Source organism: Flagellimonas abyssi (assembly GCF_019457905.1).
Lineage (GTDB): Bacteria > Bacteroidota > Bacteroidia > Flavobacteriales > Flavobacteriaceae > Flagellimonas > Flagellimonas abyssi.
Genome location: NZ_JAHZSV010000059.1, coordinates 1 through 17,058, shown reverse-complemented (window position 1 = coordinate 17,058; position 17,058 = coordinate 1). Strand labels below are relative to the sequence as shown.

13 protein-coding genes are annotated in these 17,058 nt (G+C 41.5%); all 13 read right to left on the bottom strand.

The features are described from left to right. A partial coding sequence (locus K1F36_RS20345; protein WP_220115245.1) for a DUF6443 domain-containing protein occupies positions 1 to 2,140 on the bottom strand: 2,140 nt, incomplete at its 3' end. Between the two features lie 83 nt (positions 2,141 to 2,223). Continuing rightward, complete coding sequence (locus tag K1F36_RS19240; protein ID WP_220115244.1) at positions 2,224 to 2,697, bottom strand: lipocalin family protein; 474 nt, start codon at positions 2,695 to 2,697, stop codon at positions 2,224 to 2,226. Between the two features lie 18 nt (positions 2,698 to 2,715). Continuing rightward, positions 2,716 to 6,318, bottom strand: coding sequence for an RHS repeat domain-containing protein (locus K1F36_RS19235; RefSeq protein WP_220115243.1), 3,603 nt, complete (start codon positions 6,316 to 6,318; stop codon positions 2,716 to 2,718). A gap of 528 nt (positions 6,319 to 6,846) precedes the next feature. Next, positions 6,847 to 7,986 carry a type II secretion system F family protein gene (locus K1F36_RS19230; protein ID WP_220115242.1) on the bottom strand — a complete coding sequence of 380 codons (1,140 nt, stop codon included), beginning with the start codon at positions 7,984 to 7,986 and terminating at the stop codon, positions 6,847 to 6,849. Between the two features lie 3 nt (positions 7,987 to 7,989). After that, complete coding sequence (locus K1F36_RS19225) at positions 7,990 to 8,457, bottom strand: PulJ/GspJ family protein (protein WP_220115241.1); 468 nt, start codon at positions 8,455 to 8,457, stop codon at positions 7,990 to 7,992. After that, positions 8,450 to 8,746, bottom strand: a complete 297-nt coding sequence (locus K1F36_RS19220; protein ID WP_220115240.1) for a hypothetical protein — start codon at positions 8,744 to 8,746, stop codon at positions 8,450 to 8,452. The genes K1F36_RS19225 and K1F36_RS19220 overlap by 8 nt, the downstream gene beginning before the upstream one ends. 23 nt (positions 8,747 to 8,769) lie before the next feature. Then, positions 8,770 to 10,041, bottom strand: coding sequence for a hypothetical protein (locus K1F36_RS19215; RefSeq protein ID WP_220115239.1), 1,272 nt, complete (start codon positions 10,039 to 10,041; stop codon positions 8,770 to 8,772). After that, positions 10,038 to 10,493, bottom strand: coding sequence for a hypothetical protein (locus K1F36_RS19210; RefSeq protein ID WP_220115238.1), 456 nt, complete (start codon positions 10,491 to 10,493; stop codon positions 10,038 to 10,040). The genes K1F36_RS19215 and K1F36_RS19210 overlap by 4 nt, the downstream gene beginning before the upstream one ends. Then, a complete protein-coding gene (locus K1F36_RS19205) occupies positions 10,490 to 11,188 on the bottom strand; it encodes a hypothetical protein (RefSeq protein ID WP_220115237.1) in 699 nt (232 codons plus the stop codon). The genes K1F36_RS19210 and K1F36_RS19205 overlap by 4 nt, the downstream gene beginning before the upstream one ends. Next, a complete protein-coding gene (locus tag K1F36_RS19200) occupies positions 11,185 to 11,910 on the bottom strand; it encodes a hypothetical protein (RefSeq protein ID WP_220115236.1) in 726 nt (241 codons plus the stop codon). The genes K1F36_RS19205 and K1F36_RS19200 overlap by 4 nt, the downstream gene beginning before the upstream one ends. Before the next feature lie 71 nt (positions 11,911 to 11,981). Then, the gene (locus K1F36_RS19195; protein ID WP_220115235.1) at positions 11,982 to 15,434 is read right to left on the bottom strand and encodes a T9SS type B sorting domain-containing protein; all 3,453 of its coding nucleotides are present in this window, start codon (positions 15,432 to 15,434) and stop codon (positions 11,982 to 11,984) included. Positions 15,435 to 15,754: 320 nt separating this feature from the next. Continuing rightward, the gene (locus K1F36_RS19190; protein ID WP_220115234.1) at positions 15,755 to 16,123 is read right to left on the bottom strand and encodes an immunity protein Imm33 domain-containing protein; all 369 of its coding nucleotides are present in this window, start codon (positions 16,121 to 16,123) and stop codon (positions 15,755 to 15,757) included. Beyond that, positions 16,104 to 17,058, bottom strand: a 955-nt coding sequence (locus K1F36_RS19185) for an RHS repeat-associated core domain-containing protein (protein WP_313790089.1), incomplete at its 5' end; no start/stop codon positions are given. The genes K1F36_RS19185 and K1F36_RS19190, both read right to left, overlap by 20 nt.

Below are 17,058 nucleotides of genomic sequence, written 5' to 3'. Positions count from 1 at the left end.
GATGGTTCTCGTCGTAGGTGATCGTCTTGTAGAGTTCGCCAGCACTATAAAAAATATTTCCAGACCCATCAATCAAAGTAGCGTTGTAGGTTGAATTTACATGAATAGTGGCAACCCGAAACTTTCTAACTTCTTGGGAGACATTAGTATCATATACAAATTCAATTTCATTGCCCTCTCCAAGCTGCCAATCCTTCCCAGGGGCAGCCTGCCTCAGGACCCGGTTCAATGGCGAGGCCTCAAGTTCCCTCCTCGAAAAAGGGTTGGGGACAGTCCCCAGTTCGGGTCCGTACCGCGACATGTAATAGGAGTCCGTCTCCGTCCCAGAGGCGGCCCGATAGCTCCCAGGTCCACCGGAACCGGCCGCATAGGGCAGCCACTCCCTGTCCGTCCTACCAAAGTCGTCGTAGCCGATATGGGTCACGATGTCCCCAAGGTCCGGGGAGGCCTTGATCGCTATCTCCTGCATCGGACGCCCAAGACCATCATAGTACGAGACCGTCTCATTGACATCATATTTAGATAAAATACTTGACATCGAATCATGGGGCTTTTGGTAGCTTACCGTAAATAAATAATTCTCGTCGCTCAATTCTACCTCGATATAACTGCAGCCGTTGTTCGTACCATATTCCTCAGGGCATTGGTCACTATTGTCCGATACATAGCCCTCGGGTTGGACGCAGTCGTTTACTTCATCGTTAGGATCGCCAAAACCATCGCCATCCGTGTCGGCATACCATGCTTCCATTGGGTCCACGGTCACCTGTACTGTATTTGTTTCTTTTATCTGCCCACATGAGACCACCTGCCTACGGTACCAAGTAGTGGCATATAGCACGGGAGGGTCGTAGGATATTCCGGTGGCACCACTGATACTGGTAAAACCTGAGGTTTCGCTGGTAGTAGAACGCTCCCACTGATAAACATAATTTCCATCACCTCCCGAAGCATTGGTTCCGCTACCAAGCATACCGGGATTACCGCTTCCACAAAAGGATTGTCCGCCTCCGTTGATCGAGCCTGCCGACAGTTCGGGACGTACCGTGATCTCAACAACATTACTATATTTGGTCTGTGAACAGGATATGACACGTCTTCGGTACCAACGATCGGCATATAAATTGTCCGTGGGAGTAAACGATTCTTGAAACGCTCCATCTATATTGGAAAATCCCGTTTCCCCGTTGGTGGAAGATTGTTGCCACTGGTATTCAGTCGTAATACTATTACCTCCGCTTGCAGAAGATATACTTCCCAATACCGATGGAACTTGTCCATAGCATATGGTATCTTCCCCCATAATTGTACCTGGGTTTAAATCAAGATAAACTTTAACTTGGACCGCTTCTGTATAGTCTACTTGATTGCAAGAGGTTACCTTTCTGCGGTACCATATTGAAGATGTCGCATTTCCTGGGGGGTCATAGGTCTCATCATTCGCATTCGCAATTGGAGACCAACTTCCAGTACCTGTGGAAGAATACTCCCAAGAATAACTATAATTTCCATCTCCACCACTAGGATTTGTTGATACCGTGATGACTCCAGGGTTGCCCCCATAACAAGAGTTTGGTGGGTGTTGAATCACTCCTGCTGAAAGGCTAGGAGCCACAGTAATTTTAACTATATTTGAACGTTTGAATTGATTACAAGAATTCACCTGTCTACGAAACCATCTACTTGCGGTCAGGCTTGGAGGATCGTAGTTAATTCCAGTTGCTCCTGAAATGACGTTCCAATTGGTCCCGTCCTCTGAATAATGCCATTGATAACTATAATCTCCATCTCCCCCACTTGCTAATGTTGCGTTATTAATTATCAAAGGATTTTGACCGGAACAAATGGTCTGAGCACCTGAAATTCCCCCACTTTCGAGTGTATTACATACAGTTACCGACATTCTTTTTGTATAGCTATTGTTGAATTCGTCAAAAACAGTGCATGATACAAGACTTCTTCCTGAGTTATTGAATTTGTAAGTCGCTGTTGTGTAGGTAGTATTGGTTATAGTTGCACCATTATTTGCAGTCCAGCTAATGTAAGAAATATCCGATCCGGTTATACCATAGGTCTTGCTTTCGCCTGTGAGCGCTGAAGAAGGGCCATAAAGCGTATATTGAGCATTTGCAACACCCACAGTTATAACGGTTAACAATATACTAAATGACCATTTAAGTTTAGCAGTTATCATATTCATGAGTATGAAATATTTAAGAAAGACTAAAGGATTTTGTTTAAATGAAGTATTGGAAATATAGGTGTCAAATCTCCTTTCGGTGATTGTCGCAGTACTAATCTACCTAAGGATAAATCAACAATTTCCGTTTTCCAGATGTTTCCCTTTTGACTACATATGGTCAAACCTGACCCTGTAAGTTGCCATCTACCTTTAATAATTTTACCAGAACCGTCAACTTGTTGAAAAACACCCGAAGAATTGAAAGTCAGGACTCTGCTCATTGTATCATGTAATATCCGAGTTTCAGTTTCTATCGACAAGTTGTCCGCTTCATTATCAATTGTTGTTGCCTCCTTCCTTGTAGAGAATTCATTCATCCTCCAGCTGCCTATAAGCAAGGTCTCGAATCCAGTTTTTCCTTGCGCAAACATTTCGTTATTGCCCATGAAAAACATTGTGGCAAACATTGCTAGCTGTAATACCACACCTTTTTTGTTACAAGTAAAATATTTCATAACATAAATTTTTGTATTTTAATTTTGTCCTTTGAAACCATAATCGTATCGTGTCAAGAATTTTGATTCATGATCTCTAACAGTTTCCAGCCTATTGCGTCCATCATATGTGTAGTGGATTGTAATTCCGCGGGCATCGGTCATACTCGTTGGGCCTATCAAAGGGTCATAGGTGTAGCTAGTCATAAAACTATCACTGGGAATAGACTCCCTTAGGGTTTCCAATGCAGTTCTAAGGACTTCTTCCGCGGCAACTGTACCGTCATCATTATTGCTGGCAGTTTGACAATTAGCAATCGAAGTTTGAAGTAAAAGTGCATCATCTTCATCAAAGTTTTCAATTGTTGCTATAAGAAGTTTAGAGTTATAGCCCCATATATAATACGTTGAAGGCCCCTCTGTTTTTCGGCTTAATAAAACATTACCGTTCGAGTAATATTCAAATTCAACTTTATTGCTAGTTTGATCATCTCCCTTACTTGTCTTGATTATAGACGGTTGCACTACGCCTAATGCCACTTCCGTATAGGATTTTTCAATTGTCGATATCGTTTTAGAATTGGGCCCATTGGGGTTTAAAGTAATCCTGTTTTTGACTACTTCAGTTAAGTTATTCTTACTTACAAGTTTGTTTACCTGTGGGTTAGCTGTGCTAGGATATGTATAAGTGTTTTCAATAATATTTCCTTGGCTATCGGTCGTGGTTGATCGAATTGGAAGGTAGGGCCAATCCTCCGGAGTATGGATGCCATCTTCAACATAGGTTTTGGTTTCAATGGTATTTATAGAGGTTTGATTCCCTTGTGAATCTTTTAAGAAAGTTGTTTTCACAACTTCCGATACTCCTCCATAAGCACCATTTGCGAAATTGGTTCGACCCCGATAAATTGCATATTTAGGATGCAACCATCGATCATATCCATAATTTTGCGGATTAATAAAAACGTCGGGCACTGTACAAAAGGAAGTATCGAATGTAGGACTTATAACGGATCCATTGCAATAAAAACTATCCAGATATTCAATCGTATAATAATTCAACCCTGTTTTCGGCCCAGTGGTATAGATGTTTTCTTTTATAAAGGGAGTCTTTCCATAGTTTTCCTCATCAGTGTAAGTCAGTAAACCCCTAACATTAATTGGCGCCTCCAACGTCTCATAATAAGACACACTTTCTAAATATTGGTGATCACCTGTGTTATTTTTGACAAGCTTCTCTTTGACCTTTCCAATATTCAAATTCGGAAAATAATTGACCTCATAAGGAGGGTTAAAGCCGTGTACGATACCTCTTTGACCTGTATTATATTTATATTTTGTTGTTCCCAATGACCCTCCTTGGTTGTCAAGGAACTCTTCTGTCACCTCCGAATAAACTATGAATGGTTGATTTCCTTTGACATATGACCCATAGCGAACCAACTGTGTTTGATTACCATTATTGGTTTCACTAAATCTAAAATCGTATAAATTGGGCTCAAAATTCACTACTCCGGTACTCTCATCATTTTCATCTACATATGAAAATTTCCTGATGGTAGCTGCGTTACCGGAAGTTGAATAATCAGTGATCTTGGAAATTCGATTTCCTCCGACGGCAACATTTGACCAGAAGGAAGTGACTACATTTCTTGAAACGCGCAACGATGCCGTTTCATAACTTGACCCGGACCCACCTTGCGTTTTTCCGACAATTACAAGTGCAATGTACTTTCCTGGAGATAAATCTTCCAATACAAGCTGTTGTGAATTAAAGCCATACAACACTTCAAGTTCATTAGGACCATTATAGAAGTCGCAATAATCCAAATATGCCCAATTGCCACCTTTGACCAAATAAAATTCAGAATTTCCACTTGAGGAAAATTCGAGCTCATAATTATCTTCCTCTAAAATTTGGAATTTTTTGATTAGAACTTTTGGGTCTTGTCCTAAAAATTTATCATCACAAGGAGTAATTTCATCATACATTCCAGGGTCCGTGATTACGGCGCCATTAACGTATACAAATACTGCCGACTCTTCATTTTCTATCTGCGTATTTTTAAATTCATCATGACTTTCATAAGTAAATGTCGTATGACCCTTTGTTGGATAAGTGATTTTGTCGAGCATACCTATTCTAGATGATGTGGAATTTGGTTCCCGGTCAGCTCCCCCAAAAGTGTAACCAGAGGTTTCATATTTTATATATAGATTGGAATTGGAATCTTCACCATTATAAAACCCAAAATAATCTTGGGCAAAACTATCACGGGAGGGAAGGTTATCCGGCTGATGGTATTCAAAGCCATAGGTCTCATATATTTGATTATCCCTTCCACGAATGGTAAGCCCATTTAATTTTAAACGCACATCATAATATTCCTTGTTAAAGCTTGTAAGATTTGTTGCCATGGCATTATCCAGATTGAAATAATCATTATTATCAAATTCAATCTCTTTAATCGTGTTACTCTGATAATCCAAAAATTCAAGTGATTCCAATCTTCCATTCACCGGTCCACTACTCAAATCATATCGGTTTGCCGTATTGACCTGTGCAATGATTGAATTATTATATTCGATACGCTGCAACTGTTTTAATTGATATTCAGAGGTAATACCACTTGATGGACTGAGTGGTGGATTCTGATAATTATAACTATAATCGAGAACAGTTGTAATTGCGACCCCGTAGGAAGAAGCAAATTGTTCCCTTGGAAAAACTCCCAGATTATTGTAGAAAAACTCATAAGTATCTTTCTTATTTTGGGAAATAATTTTTGTCAATAACCAAGATGAGTTATAGGTGGTATATCCAGCGTCTCCAAAAAGTGTTGAACCCTCTTGAGAAATATCATTTGCGTTTTGACGAATTGTTTTCTCGGTCTCTTGAAAATGATATTGAGTACCGTCATCCCCAGTAATAAGCCAACCGGAAATGCTATTGTTTGAGGTACCAAGTAACGGAGAAACTTTGATTCTTGGATTGTTTAAAACTTTGGGGATATTTTGGTATTGTCCTGAATTCTGGTCAAATTTTTTATCAAAAACAATAATCTCATTGAGTCCTAACACATTCAAAGAAAAGTAGTCCTGTTGTGCCTCATACTTATTGTAATTCATATCATGTAAAAATTTAAGATAGTTCTCTGCTTCAATGGCAGAACTGAACTGTGGACTATGTAAGTTCTGTAAATCCAGATAAACCTTTACTTGGTTCCAGGTTGCCGAGTCATTAAAAATGGTATTATATCCACCACTTATATAATCATCAGGTAATCCGTTCGTAATTCTTGAAATTCTGCCCCCAACATTCAAGTTCCATGAGAGTCCCACCCAAGTAGCTTGTTGTTCTACTTGAATCCCTGTGGCATCATACGTTAATTGGAAGGGCAAATCCAATTCTTGTCCCTTAAATACATGCAGAGGAACTTCTACTTCTGGCACACCGGAGTACCTATTGATCATGCTGTTTCCATATTTCTCAAAAGCTTGTGCCTGAGGAGAATTAGGAATGTTTACCATTTTAGTTACCTCTCCAGAGTACATATCAATCTCATTCGAGGTTTGTCCCAAAGCTGTATATAAGGAACAAGGAAAAAAAATCGACAAAAAAAGAACTTTAATTTTGCTCATAATATGGTTAAGTGTTGTTTACAAATCATGTTTTTAAAGCAATTGTATATTTACGCTAGCAACACAATACTTATCTCTAGATTTCTATATCTGTATTTTAGTTTGCCGCTAAACTCTTTATACCTCAGCCCCTATAAACATAGATAACGGTAGAGCAGGTATGGTCATAAAAAGTGGATTTGGTGTAAAGAAAAAGCTTATCCTTACTTTCACTGGGAAGTAAACTTTGCATAATGGAGGTTAATGTTTAAGTATAATCTTTTATTTTAGTAAGATTATACATCACAATTATATTAATAATCATGCAAAAAATTAACATTACTTGAGCTTTTTTCGATAAAATACTTAGGTAAACCCATGTATTTCAAAAAAGTATTTAACTTTTTAAATTTTGCCCTTAATATAACACTACCATAGCTTATTAGATTGATTAAAGATTGGTTACAATTCATTAAACCAATCTTTAATCAAATGGAACTGAATTATAATAAGTTAGGCTCCCAATACTTCCTTTCTTTATCTTAAAAATCATCCGCCCAGCACACTGCTGAGCTTGAACATTGGAAGGTACATGGACACCAAGATCACCCCTACAAATACACCGATAACTACTATGATAAGGGGTTCCATAATGGTGGATAACATCTTGGATTTGCGCTGCACCTCCATTACATACTGTTGGTTCAATTTTTTGAAGATATATTCGGTCTGATTGGTTTCCTCCGCTACCTCGACCAATGATACCATCTTATGGTCAAAGACCTTGTTTCCCTTTAAACTTTCATGAAGGCTCGTACCTTTTAAGATTCTTTTCTCCATGGTATCCAAAGCATCTTGTAAGGGATAAAATCCCATCATCTTTTTTGCCATTTGGACACTGTTCAACATGGGCACTTTGGAAGTGGTCAATAAGGCCACCGCTTGGGTAAACTGTGCCATATAGACCAATCGCAAGAAGTTGCCAAAATATGGGGCCCTCAGAATAAGATAATCCCGCTTTCTTCGGATGGATTCCTTTCGCATCAAGGGTTTTCTCAATATAATCAAAACAAACACCACTAAAAGTACGACAAGGCCATACTGTTCGATCAGATTGGATATACCGATGATATATTGCGTAATCGTCGGCAGTTCCACATTGTTCTGCCTAAATATATCCTCGAACATGGGCACTACCATCCGAAGCATAAAAACAACTACAAGTATAGCGGTACATAATATGATCAAGGGATAGGTAAGGGCACTTATAAGGTTCCTGCGCTGCTCGTTCTTTTGTGCAAAGAAGGTCGCCAGTTCCTGTAGTATGGTTCCCAGATTGCCGCTTTCCTCCCCTATTTCAACGGAATAGTATTCATATTCCGTAAACTCCCGGCGTCTTTTCAGCACTTCGGAAAAACTTGATCCACTGTCCAATTCCTTGACCATGTCACCATAAAACAACTGTAGCTTATCCTTTTTTTGGCTCCCTGACAATAGTTCAAGGGCTTCTCGCAATTGAAGGCCTGCCTTTAACAGTATCGCCAGTTCACTATAAAAACCCTCCTTTCTCTTGGAGTTGAAAAAGGAACCGAAAAGGGTGATCTCCTTTTTTAACCACTTATCCAATCCCTCCTTTTGAGTGGGAACCGTATTCGCTTTTTCCAAGGTCTGGTCCAATTTGAATCCCATAGTTTATCGATTGATATAGCTCGTTGCCGCGTTACGTTTGTAGATGAATACTCTTGTCCTGTTTTTTTCCCCTACGAACAGGTCCATAGCATCTATTTCTCCTTCATTAACACTACCCGCACCGAAGTAGGGACTTAATTTATTTATTTTTATATGAAAGGTGTCAAGTTCCCTGACCACCATATCCTCTTGGAATCGGTAATTGATCTCGCTGATTCCATTCACCAGCAATAGTTTTCTGTCCTGATTTTTGTACCATATCCTATCGTAGGCATTAAAATCCATCCATAGGCGCTGACGCAATAAGCGCAGTTCGGTGTTCCTTTCATAATTGGATGAAATCCCGTTCATCTGGACCTGTACCAAACGTAAAACACTAAAGGCCATTCCAACGACCAAAGCGGTGATCAACAACACCACCAACATTTCGTGCAGGGTAAATGCCTGTATTTTTTTCAGTACTCTACTCATGGTTCAATGAAAATATAATCTCCTTATCGTTTCTTGTATTCATTGCTGAAAAAATCACCTGCTCCCTATCGTGCCAAGTTTGCTGCTCTACCTTGATTTCCCAGTGTTCTTGTTCATCATAATGCGGTAGTGACAATTTTCTATGCGCATATCGATATTGCAAAAACAAGAGCTCCTGCTTGATCGGACCGTCATTTTGTTCCATTGAGGTCACGAACAAGGTATTCAAGGTCATACTGGCCATCATAAAGACCACCACTATTAATACGGTGGCCACGAGGGTTTCCATAAGTGTTGATCCCTTTATTTTTTTTAATACAGCCATTTTGCTATTCCATTGGTAGTTTCACAGGCATACACTAGGCCACAATATTCATCTGGCAACAATTCCGAATTGATGGTTCCATTGAACAAATGGTTCAAATAGGTGTTCCCATTTTCAAAAGAGATAAAGGATCCTGTGGTCACGCTTCCGTATATGCTCCCTTTGAGCTCGAGCGCTTGATCGCAATACACTTCACCTGTGATTGTCGCCTCTCTATCTATCCCGATGTACTTGGGCAGTCCCTTTGATTTCCCTTTGTTACTATAGATAATAGCACCAGCGATGCTTGACCCACTCTCTATTGCTATCACCGGATCTCTTTGCGTGTTGACCGTTTGACCCGGGCCATTTTTTTCGTGCACGGCCAATAGGGTGGGATATTCCAGTTGGCATCCTTTGCCCACCACTATCCGTTCGCTTGCAATAGCTTGAAAAGAGCCTCTTGTTCCCTGCTCTATTTCAATCTGGGGCGCTACCAGAATCACATCCCTTAATTGGGTCGTGGCCCTTACATGGATCTTGTCCATGGCCCAAACCACAACGTTGCCGACCAAGGTCGCTTTGTCAAGATCCAGATAATCAATTCCTTGGACCACTATGGTCTCTTCCTTAAAACTGTTTTTGATCAGCAGACCCTGTTTTAATGTGACGGTGTTGCCTTTCGGCCTGTACGTGGAACCTGTCATCAATTTCAACTGTTGGTCCACTTGACTGCAAAGCTCAGGCAGTTGAGCATTACTTTGAAATGTGTTTCCATAGACCAATTGGGGCCTTGTATATCCATAGCCCTGGATATTGCCTATTTTGATGCCCCTTTCGGGCAAATAGGCATCACCGGATATTTTTGCATCGCCCACGATGACCATCGGACGGTTGTCATCCCTTAAGTACAGAGCTGGGATGTCGGGGTTTCTATAGCCTACGAAAGCTGTTTTCTCAAACTGGAGCTTTCCCTTTTTGGAAACCGAGTTTCTTTTCTCCAAAAGCCCCCAATATTCCTTGGCAACCTTGGATTGTATTCCCAAGCCATGGTTCCCTGCCAAATCCACGCCGTTTCCTTCCTGAACGGTCATTGAAAACGATTCGATCAATGCATTGTCCGAAGCTCGGACAAGGTCCACCATTATGTCCGTTTGTTTATCGAACAGTGAATGGCTCTGGTTGATCAGGATAAAGGCGAAGAGCAACAGGACAATGATGGTCCCTATAAAAAGTACGAACTGGAGCGCACCGGCCTTTATTTTTGAAAATATGATCATTGCAATACGATGGTTTCCGACCTACCACCATAGCGGACCGTGATATGCTGGCCATTTCCTTTCAAAAGCCTTACTCCATTGATTTCCTGATTTTTGGACATGATGTGTTGCTGTCCATCGATCGATACAAAGTACATGGTGTTTCCAGAGCCCGTCTGTGATACCAGACCTGAGTACACAATGTTCCTTTTGGAAATGGGTTTCTTTTGAACCGCCCTTTTGACGATTTTCTTCTTTGATATGGGTAGCGTTCCCAAAAAGGGGTCACGGTAATCGGCCGCCAACTCAAACGTATCTCTCTTTTCAGTGCTCTTTGGAATCAGGGTGGGTTGCGTTGCTACCATGGGCATTTCAGGATCTTTGGAAACGGCATGGATCACCTTAAAGCCAATGATGCCCCAGATCAAGAGTACCAAGGCCAACAGCAGATATGTCCTTAGGTTTTTGCTCAATCGGTGATGGTAAAATTAAAAGTGCTGCTATCCCCGCTTTGATTGCCGGCGGTATCAAAGGCCCTTACCAACCAATAATAGGTTCCCGCACTCAATGTTGTTGTATAGCCCTTATTGGCCCCAACGGCCTTGGTGGTCAATTCCTGTAAGTTCTCATCGGAATATATGAAGATGCTGTCTCGCTCAGCTGTACCCGGAACATCCTCCCGGCTCCATGCGAACCCGATTTCCGTATCGGAAGTATCACTCCCATTGGCAGGGGATATCAATTGTGGTGTATTGGGAGGGGTCAGATCAAGATCTTCATCTCCATTGACCTGAAAACCATTACTGGAATATATGGTTTCAAAACCACTGTTAAAGGCTTTGACCCGCCATTCATAATTCCCGTTGAAAAGGTTTTGACTAATTTGGTTCCGTAAATATCCCAAGGTATCCATTTCAATGACACTGTCCAGTAGAATCTGGGCGGCATTTTCAAAATTGGGCGATGCCACTTGAATACTATAGCCCGTAGCCTCTTCCACTCCCTCCCAGTTAAGGTTGACCGAGTTATCGTCCAGGACAGACCCATCGGAGGGGGCCAATAACTTCACGGATTGCCCGGAAATATCGGGTACCTCCAAAATATCCTCACAGGCCACAAGACCGAACAAAAAAATCCAGGCCGCCGTAATAAAGGTTCTTATTCTCATAACTTCAAATAATCCGGGGTTCTGTTCAACTTCTCCGGGTTCGCTTTGGTACTTCCCGGACAGGTGATACCATCCATTAAGATCTGGGCAATATTTATCCTTCCCCTATTATCCATCTTCCAGCAGAAATTGGCCCGCTCAAAATCAAAGATTTCCAAGCTTGACTGCTTTATGGGTTTACCATCTTGGGTACCCCCGGCGATTTGGAGGAACAACGCCCCATCGGAACCGGTTTTCAAAAAAAGTTTATCGGCCATATCCAATTTCTGGGACAATGCCTGGTCCACTACAATCGACATGGAGGACAAAAGGACCAGTTCCACATCCTCCTGGAGGTATTTTTTTAAATTCGAATTCTTATCCAAATTGAGCTGTTCCACTAGACTGACAACGTCGCTAATCTCCAACTGATAATAGGCAAGGTTTGCCATCTGGGTGCTGTCCATGGTCTTGGCCAAGGGTTGCATGCCCAAATGTTCCCGATACTTTTCGTATCTCGATTTCATTCTACCCGATAAGGGAACGGACGCTATGGCGACACTGATAGGTCGGTCCAATTCGGGTTCCCCCATCTTCTGAAAGCCTTTTTCAAATAATGAAGATCGATGTTTGCCAATGGATCCCAGTACAGGGACTTGTGATTGTACCTTTTGCATTTGGCGCATAGGCCCACAGGCCTGTAGCATAAATGCCAGAAGGAGTATGGTCAGTGTAGGTCTCATGAATAAGATTCTGGTAAGGTTTTAACGCACTTTTCCCTATAATGTTGTGCGAAAAGGCTTAAGTTATATTTTCATCTCCGTAATGAAAAATGACCGGCATAGGTCTTTCCATTGTCGTAGACATATTTGAACCAATAGTCCGTTGAGGGCATTCGTCTTCCCAAAATGGTACCGTCCCAACCTTGACCTTGCGGAGTCAACTGTCCAAGTAGTTTTCCGTATCTATCGTACAAAAACAGTTGGGCATCCGGGTAGAGTTCCCCGCCGATGATATTCCAGCTGTCATTGATACCATCACCGTTAGGGCTAAAGAATTTTTGATAGCCAATGGCAATTAATTCTTTACTTATGGTCCTGCATCCTAACAGATCCCGAACGAATACGGTATACTTCCCGGGAAATACCTCAAACTGGTTTGAACTTTGATAGCTCCGTCCATCAATTGAATATTCAAAATCCCCTGTACCAACCGCATCTACGGTAAGTGTGACCCTATCAGACAGGCCATCCGCGGTGATCTCAAAACTTTCGGGAGCCCCTGATGACAATACTTCAAAACCAACGGTGTTGGAACAGCTCAGGCCATTTTTGGTTTCAATTACCGTTAGGGTGTATTTCCCTAAATCGGTGACATCAATGGTTTGTCCATTGCCAATCAAACTTCCATTTTCGTCTTCCCACCGATAACTTTCGAATGTCCCCGCATCCAAAACAAGTTCAGGGCTATCTGGACAGATAACGTATACTTCCTCCAGACCGGGATTGGGCAAAGGATTGATGGTCAATTCAAAATCAATGATGTCATAACATGAAACCAATTCACGATGTTGGATCCTTGCATAAATCCTTTCGCTCATTGCTGTGTTGGAATAATTCTCTTTGTCCAGGTAACGCTCCCCATTTAAAGCGTCTACTTCACTGGAATGATAACTTACTTCATAAGACAGGGCATCCTGTCCATTGAGTACTTCCGCATCTTTTTGGGAGAGGTTGATAGTATTGACCCCCGTTTCATCCACAGCACAGATAACCATATTCGTTGGGACATATGCCGTGGGTACATTAAATACTTCCAGATCAAAACTACCAATCGAATGGCAAGTATTGTTGTTCACGTTGTTCAATCGAAAATATACCGTTTGTGGGTTGGACGCATTTTGGTAATTGCCATAAATGGGATTTTGTTCCAAGCTTGCATCAGCTTCCGAGGCATAAAAAGCAAGTGAGGTCTCACTTGGTTTTGCAATGATCTCATCGGCCTTTTCGTCAAGGTCAAAAGTGTATTTGCCATCGTTGTCGTTGTCACAGACTAGCCAATCCAAAACCTCTGGCACTTCCGGCACATCATAAATGTTCAGTTGGAACGAATTGGTGGCATAACAAGAACTATCCTGGGCATTGGACACCCTAACATAAACGGTCTTCTGGTAGGAATTGCTCACATACAAATTAGGCAATGGATCGGTATTGCCATCTGCATCTGCTTGTGATTCATGATAGCTCAGGATCACGCCACTTGCACTTTGTGCCCCTAAAACTTCACTCTCGGCATCAGAAAGATCAAATTGGGCCGTCCCATCATTATCTGTATCGCAAACCTTCAGATCGGAGGGCCGGTTCGCCACCACTTGGTCAATTACCCCTATGGTGAAACTACCGACTTCAAAACAATCTGAATACGTTTTGTTTTCTATGCGGTAAAATAGGGTCTCGTCAAGAACCGAAACACTATGATCGGTGTTCAAGGGGTTGGTCCCATTGTCTGCCTCCAATGCTGAGGCGTAATAGGATACATTGAACAAACTTGCATCTTGTCCGTTTAAAATTTCTGAGTCCTTGGTCGTTAAATCAAAGGAATGCAAACCATCTCCATCCGTATCGCAGACCACCCAATCAGTCGGGACAAACAGTTGGGGGGCTTGCTTTACAATGATATCAAAGCTTGTGATATCGTAGCAATTTGGGTTTTGATTATTTGAAATCCTTGTGAAAATTGTCGTGCTCCCTAGGTTTAAAACTGTTATGGGATCAAGTGAATATATATTTCCATCTGCATCTTGCTGAGTGGCAAAATAGCTTATGGCAAATTCTGAAGGGGATTGCGTTCCCAACACTTGAGCATCCAATGTTGCCAAATCCATATCAAAAGTTGCTTCTGTTTGACAACGTTCAATATCGGAAATTGCATTTGCCACCGGGGTTTTGGATATACTGATAATTTTGGTCTTTGTTTCGGTACCCAACGCAGTTGATACTTCACAAGAAAGCGTGTAAGTGCCGGGTGCAGCATAGGAATGGGTCGGATTTTCGTCCGTGGAGTTATTCCCATCCCCAAAATCCCATAAAATAGAAGTAATGGGTTGGGACGAATTGATATGAAATTGCGTGGTATCTCCCAAACAAAGTTTGTCTGCCTCTATACCACTGACCAAGAAATAGGACTGTATAAATTGTGGGAGACCACCCCAACCTCTACCTGTTCCCAAGTCTATCGCACCATATTCGTAATTACATGCCAAACCCACTTCATCTGGGTCATTTACTACACTGATTGTTTTTCTGAAGCGGTGGGTAACATAAATTTTTCCATCGAGACCCAGTTGCAAACCATACCCCGGAACATTATCTTGGTTGATTTGAATTTCACTACTGGGTATATCTGAAGCACCCAGATCATATTGATAAATAGGTCCATCAAGATTCGACGCATATAGTACCTGACTTGATGGAGAAAATTCAACCCCGTATTGATTATTTCGTCGATTTAAGGCCAAAGCATTGCTGAGTTTTCCTGTGGAGGTGTCAAAATCCAGCAGTTCCAATCCTCTCCTTATATGGCAGATGGCCACTTTTTTTCCGTCAGGGGATACTTTTAGATACCCTATTCCCTCGGTACCATTGGTAGTATAGATCATATTTAAACCCGCAGTACTGACCACAGGAGTGGTGCTGACCCCGGCAGGTGTGACCAAGTACACCTTGTAGTCCGCATTGTACCAATCGTGGGTCAACACCCAAACATCCCTACCATTGGCATGTTTCACAGCTGTCAACTTTTCCATGGATGGGGTGTATAAGGGTACATTCTTTACCGTTACATCACCTAGGCCCCCATCCAACCCAATATCTACTTCAGAAAAATTAATGCCATGGGGGCCTCGTTCTTCGTCGGCCGTAAACACATAATAAATATTGGAATCTTCTGGTTTGGGTACTATAATGGCCGACTGCGTGGTACTGGTATCGCCCAAGAGCCCTGAACCATTGGGCATAATTTGATGGTTACGATTCCAAATATTGCTACCGTCCGTATAAAACAATAGATTGCCTAAAGGGTCCGAAATCGTGGCACAGCCTTCTTTAGTGAACATTTCCCCGTCTTCCAAGGCCACGGGCGTACCACTGCGAAAATCAAGGCCAGCATTCTCACCAAAATACCAAATGGATGCTTCCATTTGCGCTTGGGACACAAAGGACACAAAAGAGAAGAGAACAATTAAAAAAAATTGGAGGCGATGGTTCAAGTGAAGATGGTTAATGTTATGAAAGCAAAATAGGATTTTTCCTTCATCGCCCCAAACTTTTTCTATGTGTTGCTTGTTTTTAAGTCTTATAGCCCCAATTGGTTGTTTTTAAGTCGTAGTTAAAATTTAAAGTCATAAAATTCTAATTTTAAGCTGTCCTATTTTTAGGGAAGGCTACAAAACCCACAAGAAACAAACGCTTCCAAACAACAACGCTCAAAGGAATAACGCTTGCAAAACAAAACAGCAACCCAAAAAGAGTTGCCGTTGATTATGTTTAGTTGAAACAACTATTTTACTACATTACATTACCCATCTTCTTATACATTAAGAAGGCTAGCATCTCTCCATACATCTTCATAATTACCTCCTTCTGCATATAAAAACCTCCATCCCGCTGGAAGTCCTAGATATTTGACTATATCTGGGCACAATTCTATTAAATGGTTTAGATGTACGGGTTCAAAAAATGTATCATCATTTGTATCGAAGTCTTGACCCGACCAAATGTACCAACCAGTTGTATTTCCATCTTTAGGATGTCTTAATCCGTTTAAAGGATTTGCTTTAGGATCGAAGTTTTTCCCGAGTCCAATAAATTCTCCCCATTGAGCGATTTGATATTTTGCTCCATAACTCAAGCAAAGCTTTTTTTGCTCACTTATATATTCATTCTTTGTTAAATCCATACTCCTCTTTCTTTTCTTTTGAATATCTACTCATTTCAGCTCCTTCTTTGTTTGAACATGTTGGACATTCAGGTTGTACTGCAGTATTTGACCTCATTCTTGTTTCATTTATTGTACCCGTCTCGTAATACTCCTGAACCAATGCTTTCTTGTGACCTGCATAATATTTGTCCGCCGTGGAACCACACCTTGCACACCCAGTGGCTTCACCTACTTCATTAACATACTTTCTCATTGCAGGTGTAGTAGCATTTGAAGGCCTTGTGTATGGTTTAGTTATATCTGTTTTAGTATTTGGAGCACGTCTTGGACCCATCAATTCAGAAGCAGCACCTTCAATTATCATTGCTCCAACTTCTCCTATGATTGCCGGTGTCACATTGTACATTGCCGCTGCTTCAACTTCCAAGCCAGCATAAAAAGCGTTCTCATCGCCTGAAGCTACAGCATTATTGAATTCGGAGTTGGTCAGGGTATTATCTGCTGTTGCAGTCCCCATAACCGCACGCACTCCACTCTCAATAGTTCCACTTATTGCACTATGTATCGTACCAAAGAAACTACCTACAGCACTTGCAGCAGAGCTTAGATAGCCTTTTGATAGAAAGCCTCCGCTTCCAACTTGAACAGCTGAACCATCACCTGGATCAACACCATAACCAAGCCCATTCATCCAATCTTCTCCTGATTGCTCAATGCCTTCCAATCCTTCAAGCTCAACTTTCCATACAGGATTGTTGGATGCAAATTGATAAGGAGTTTGATTTGGATAGTCTTCTGCAATTGGATCAACACCAAAAAATCTACCTATGGCAGGATCTGCGTTTCTCCATTTGTAAGAGTCCCAGTTAAGACCGAACTCTTCTTGTCTTTCAACACCTAAAAACTTCCACTTCTGCGCCACATCGTTCCCCAGTGGTGAGATACCGTTGTCA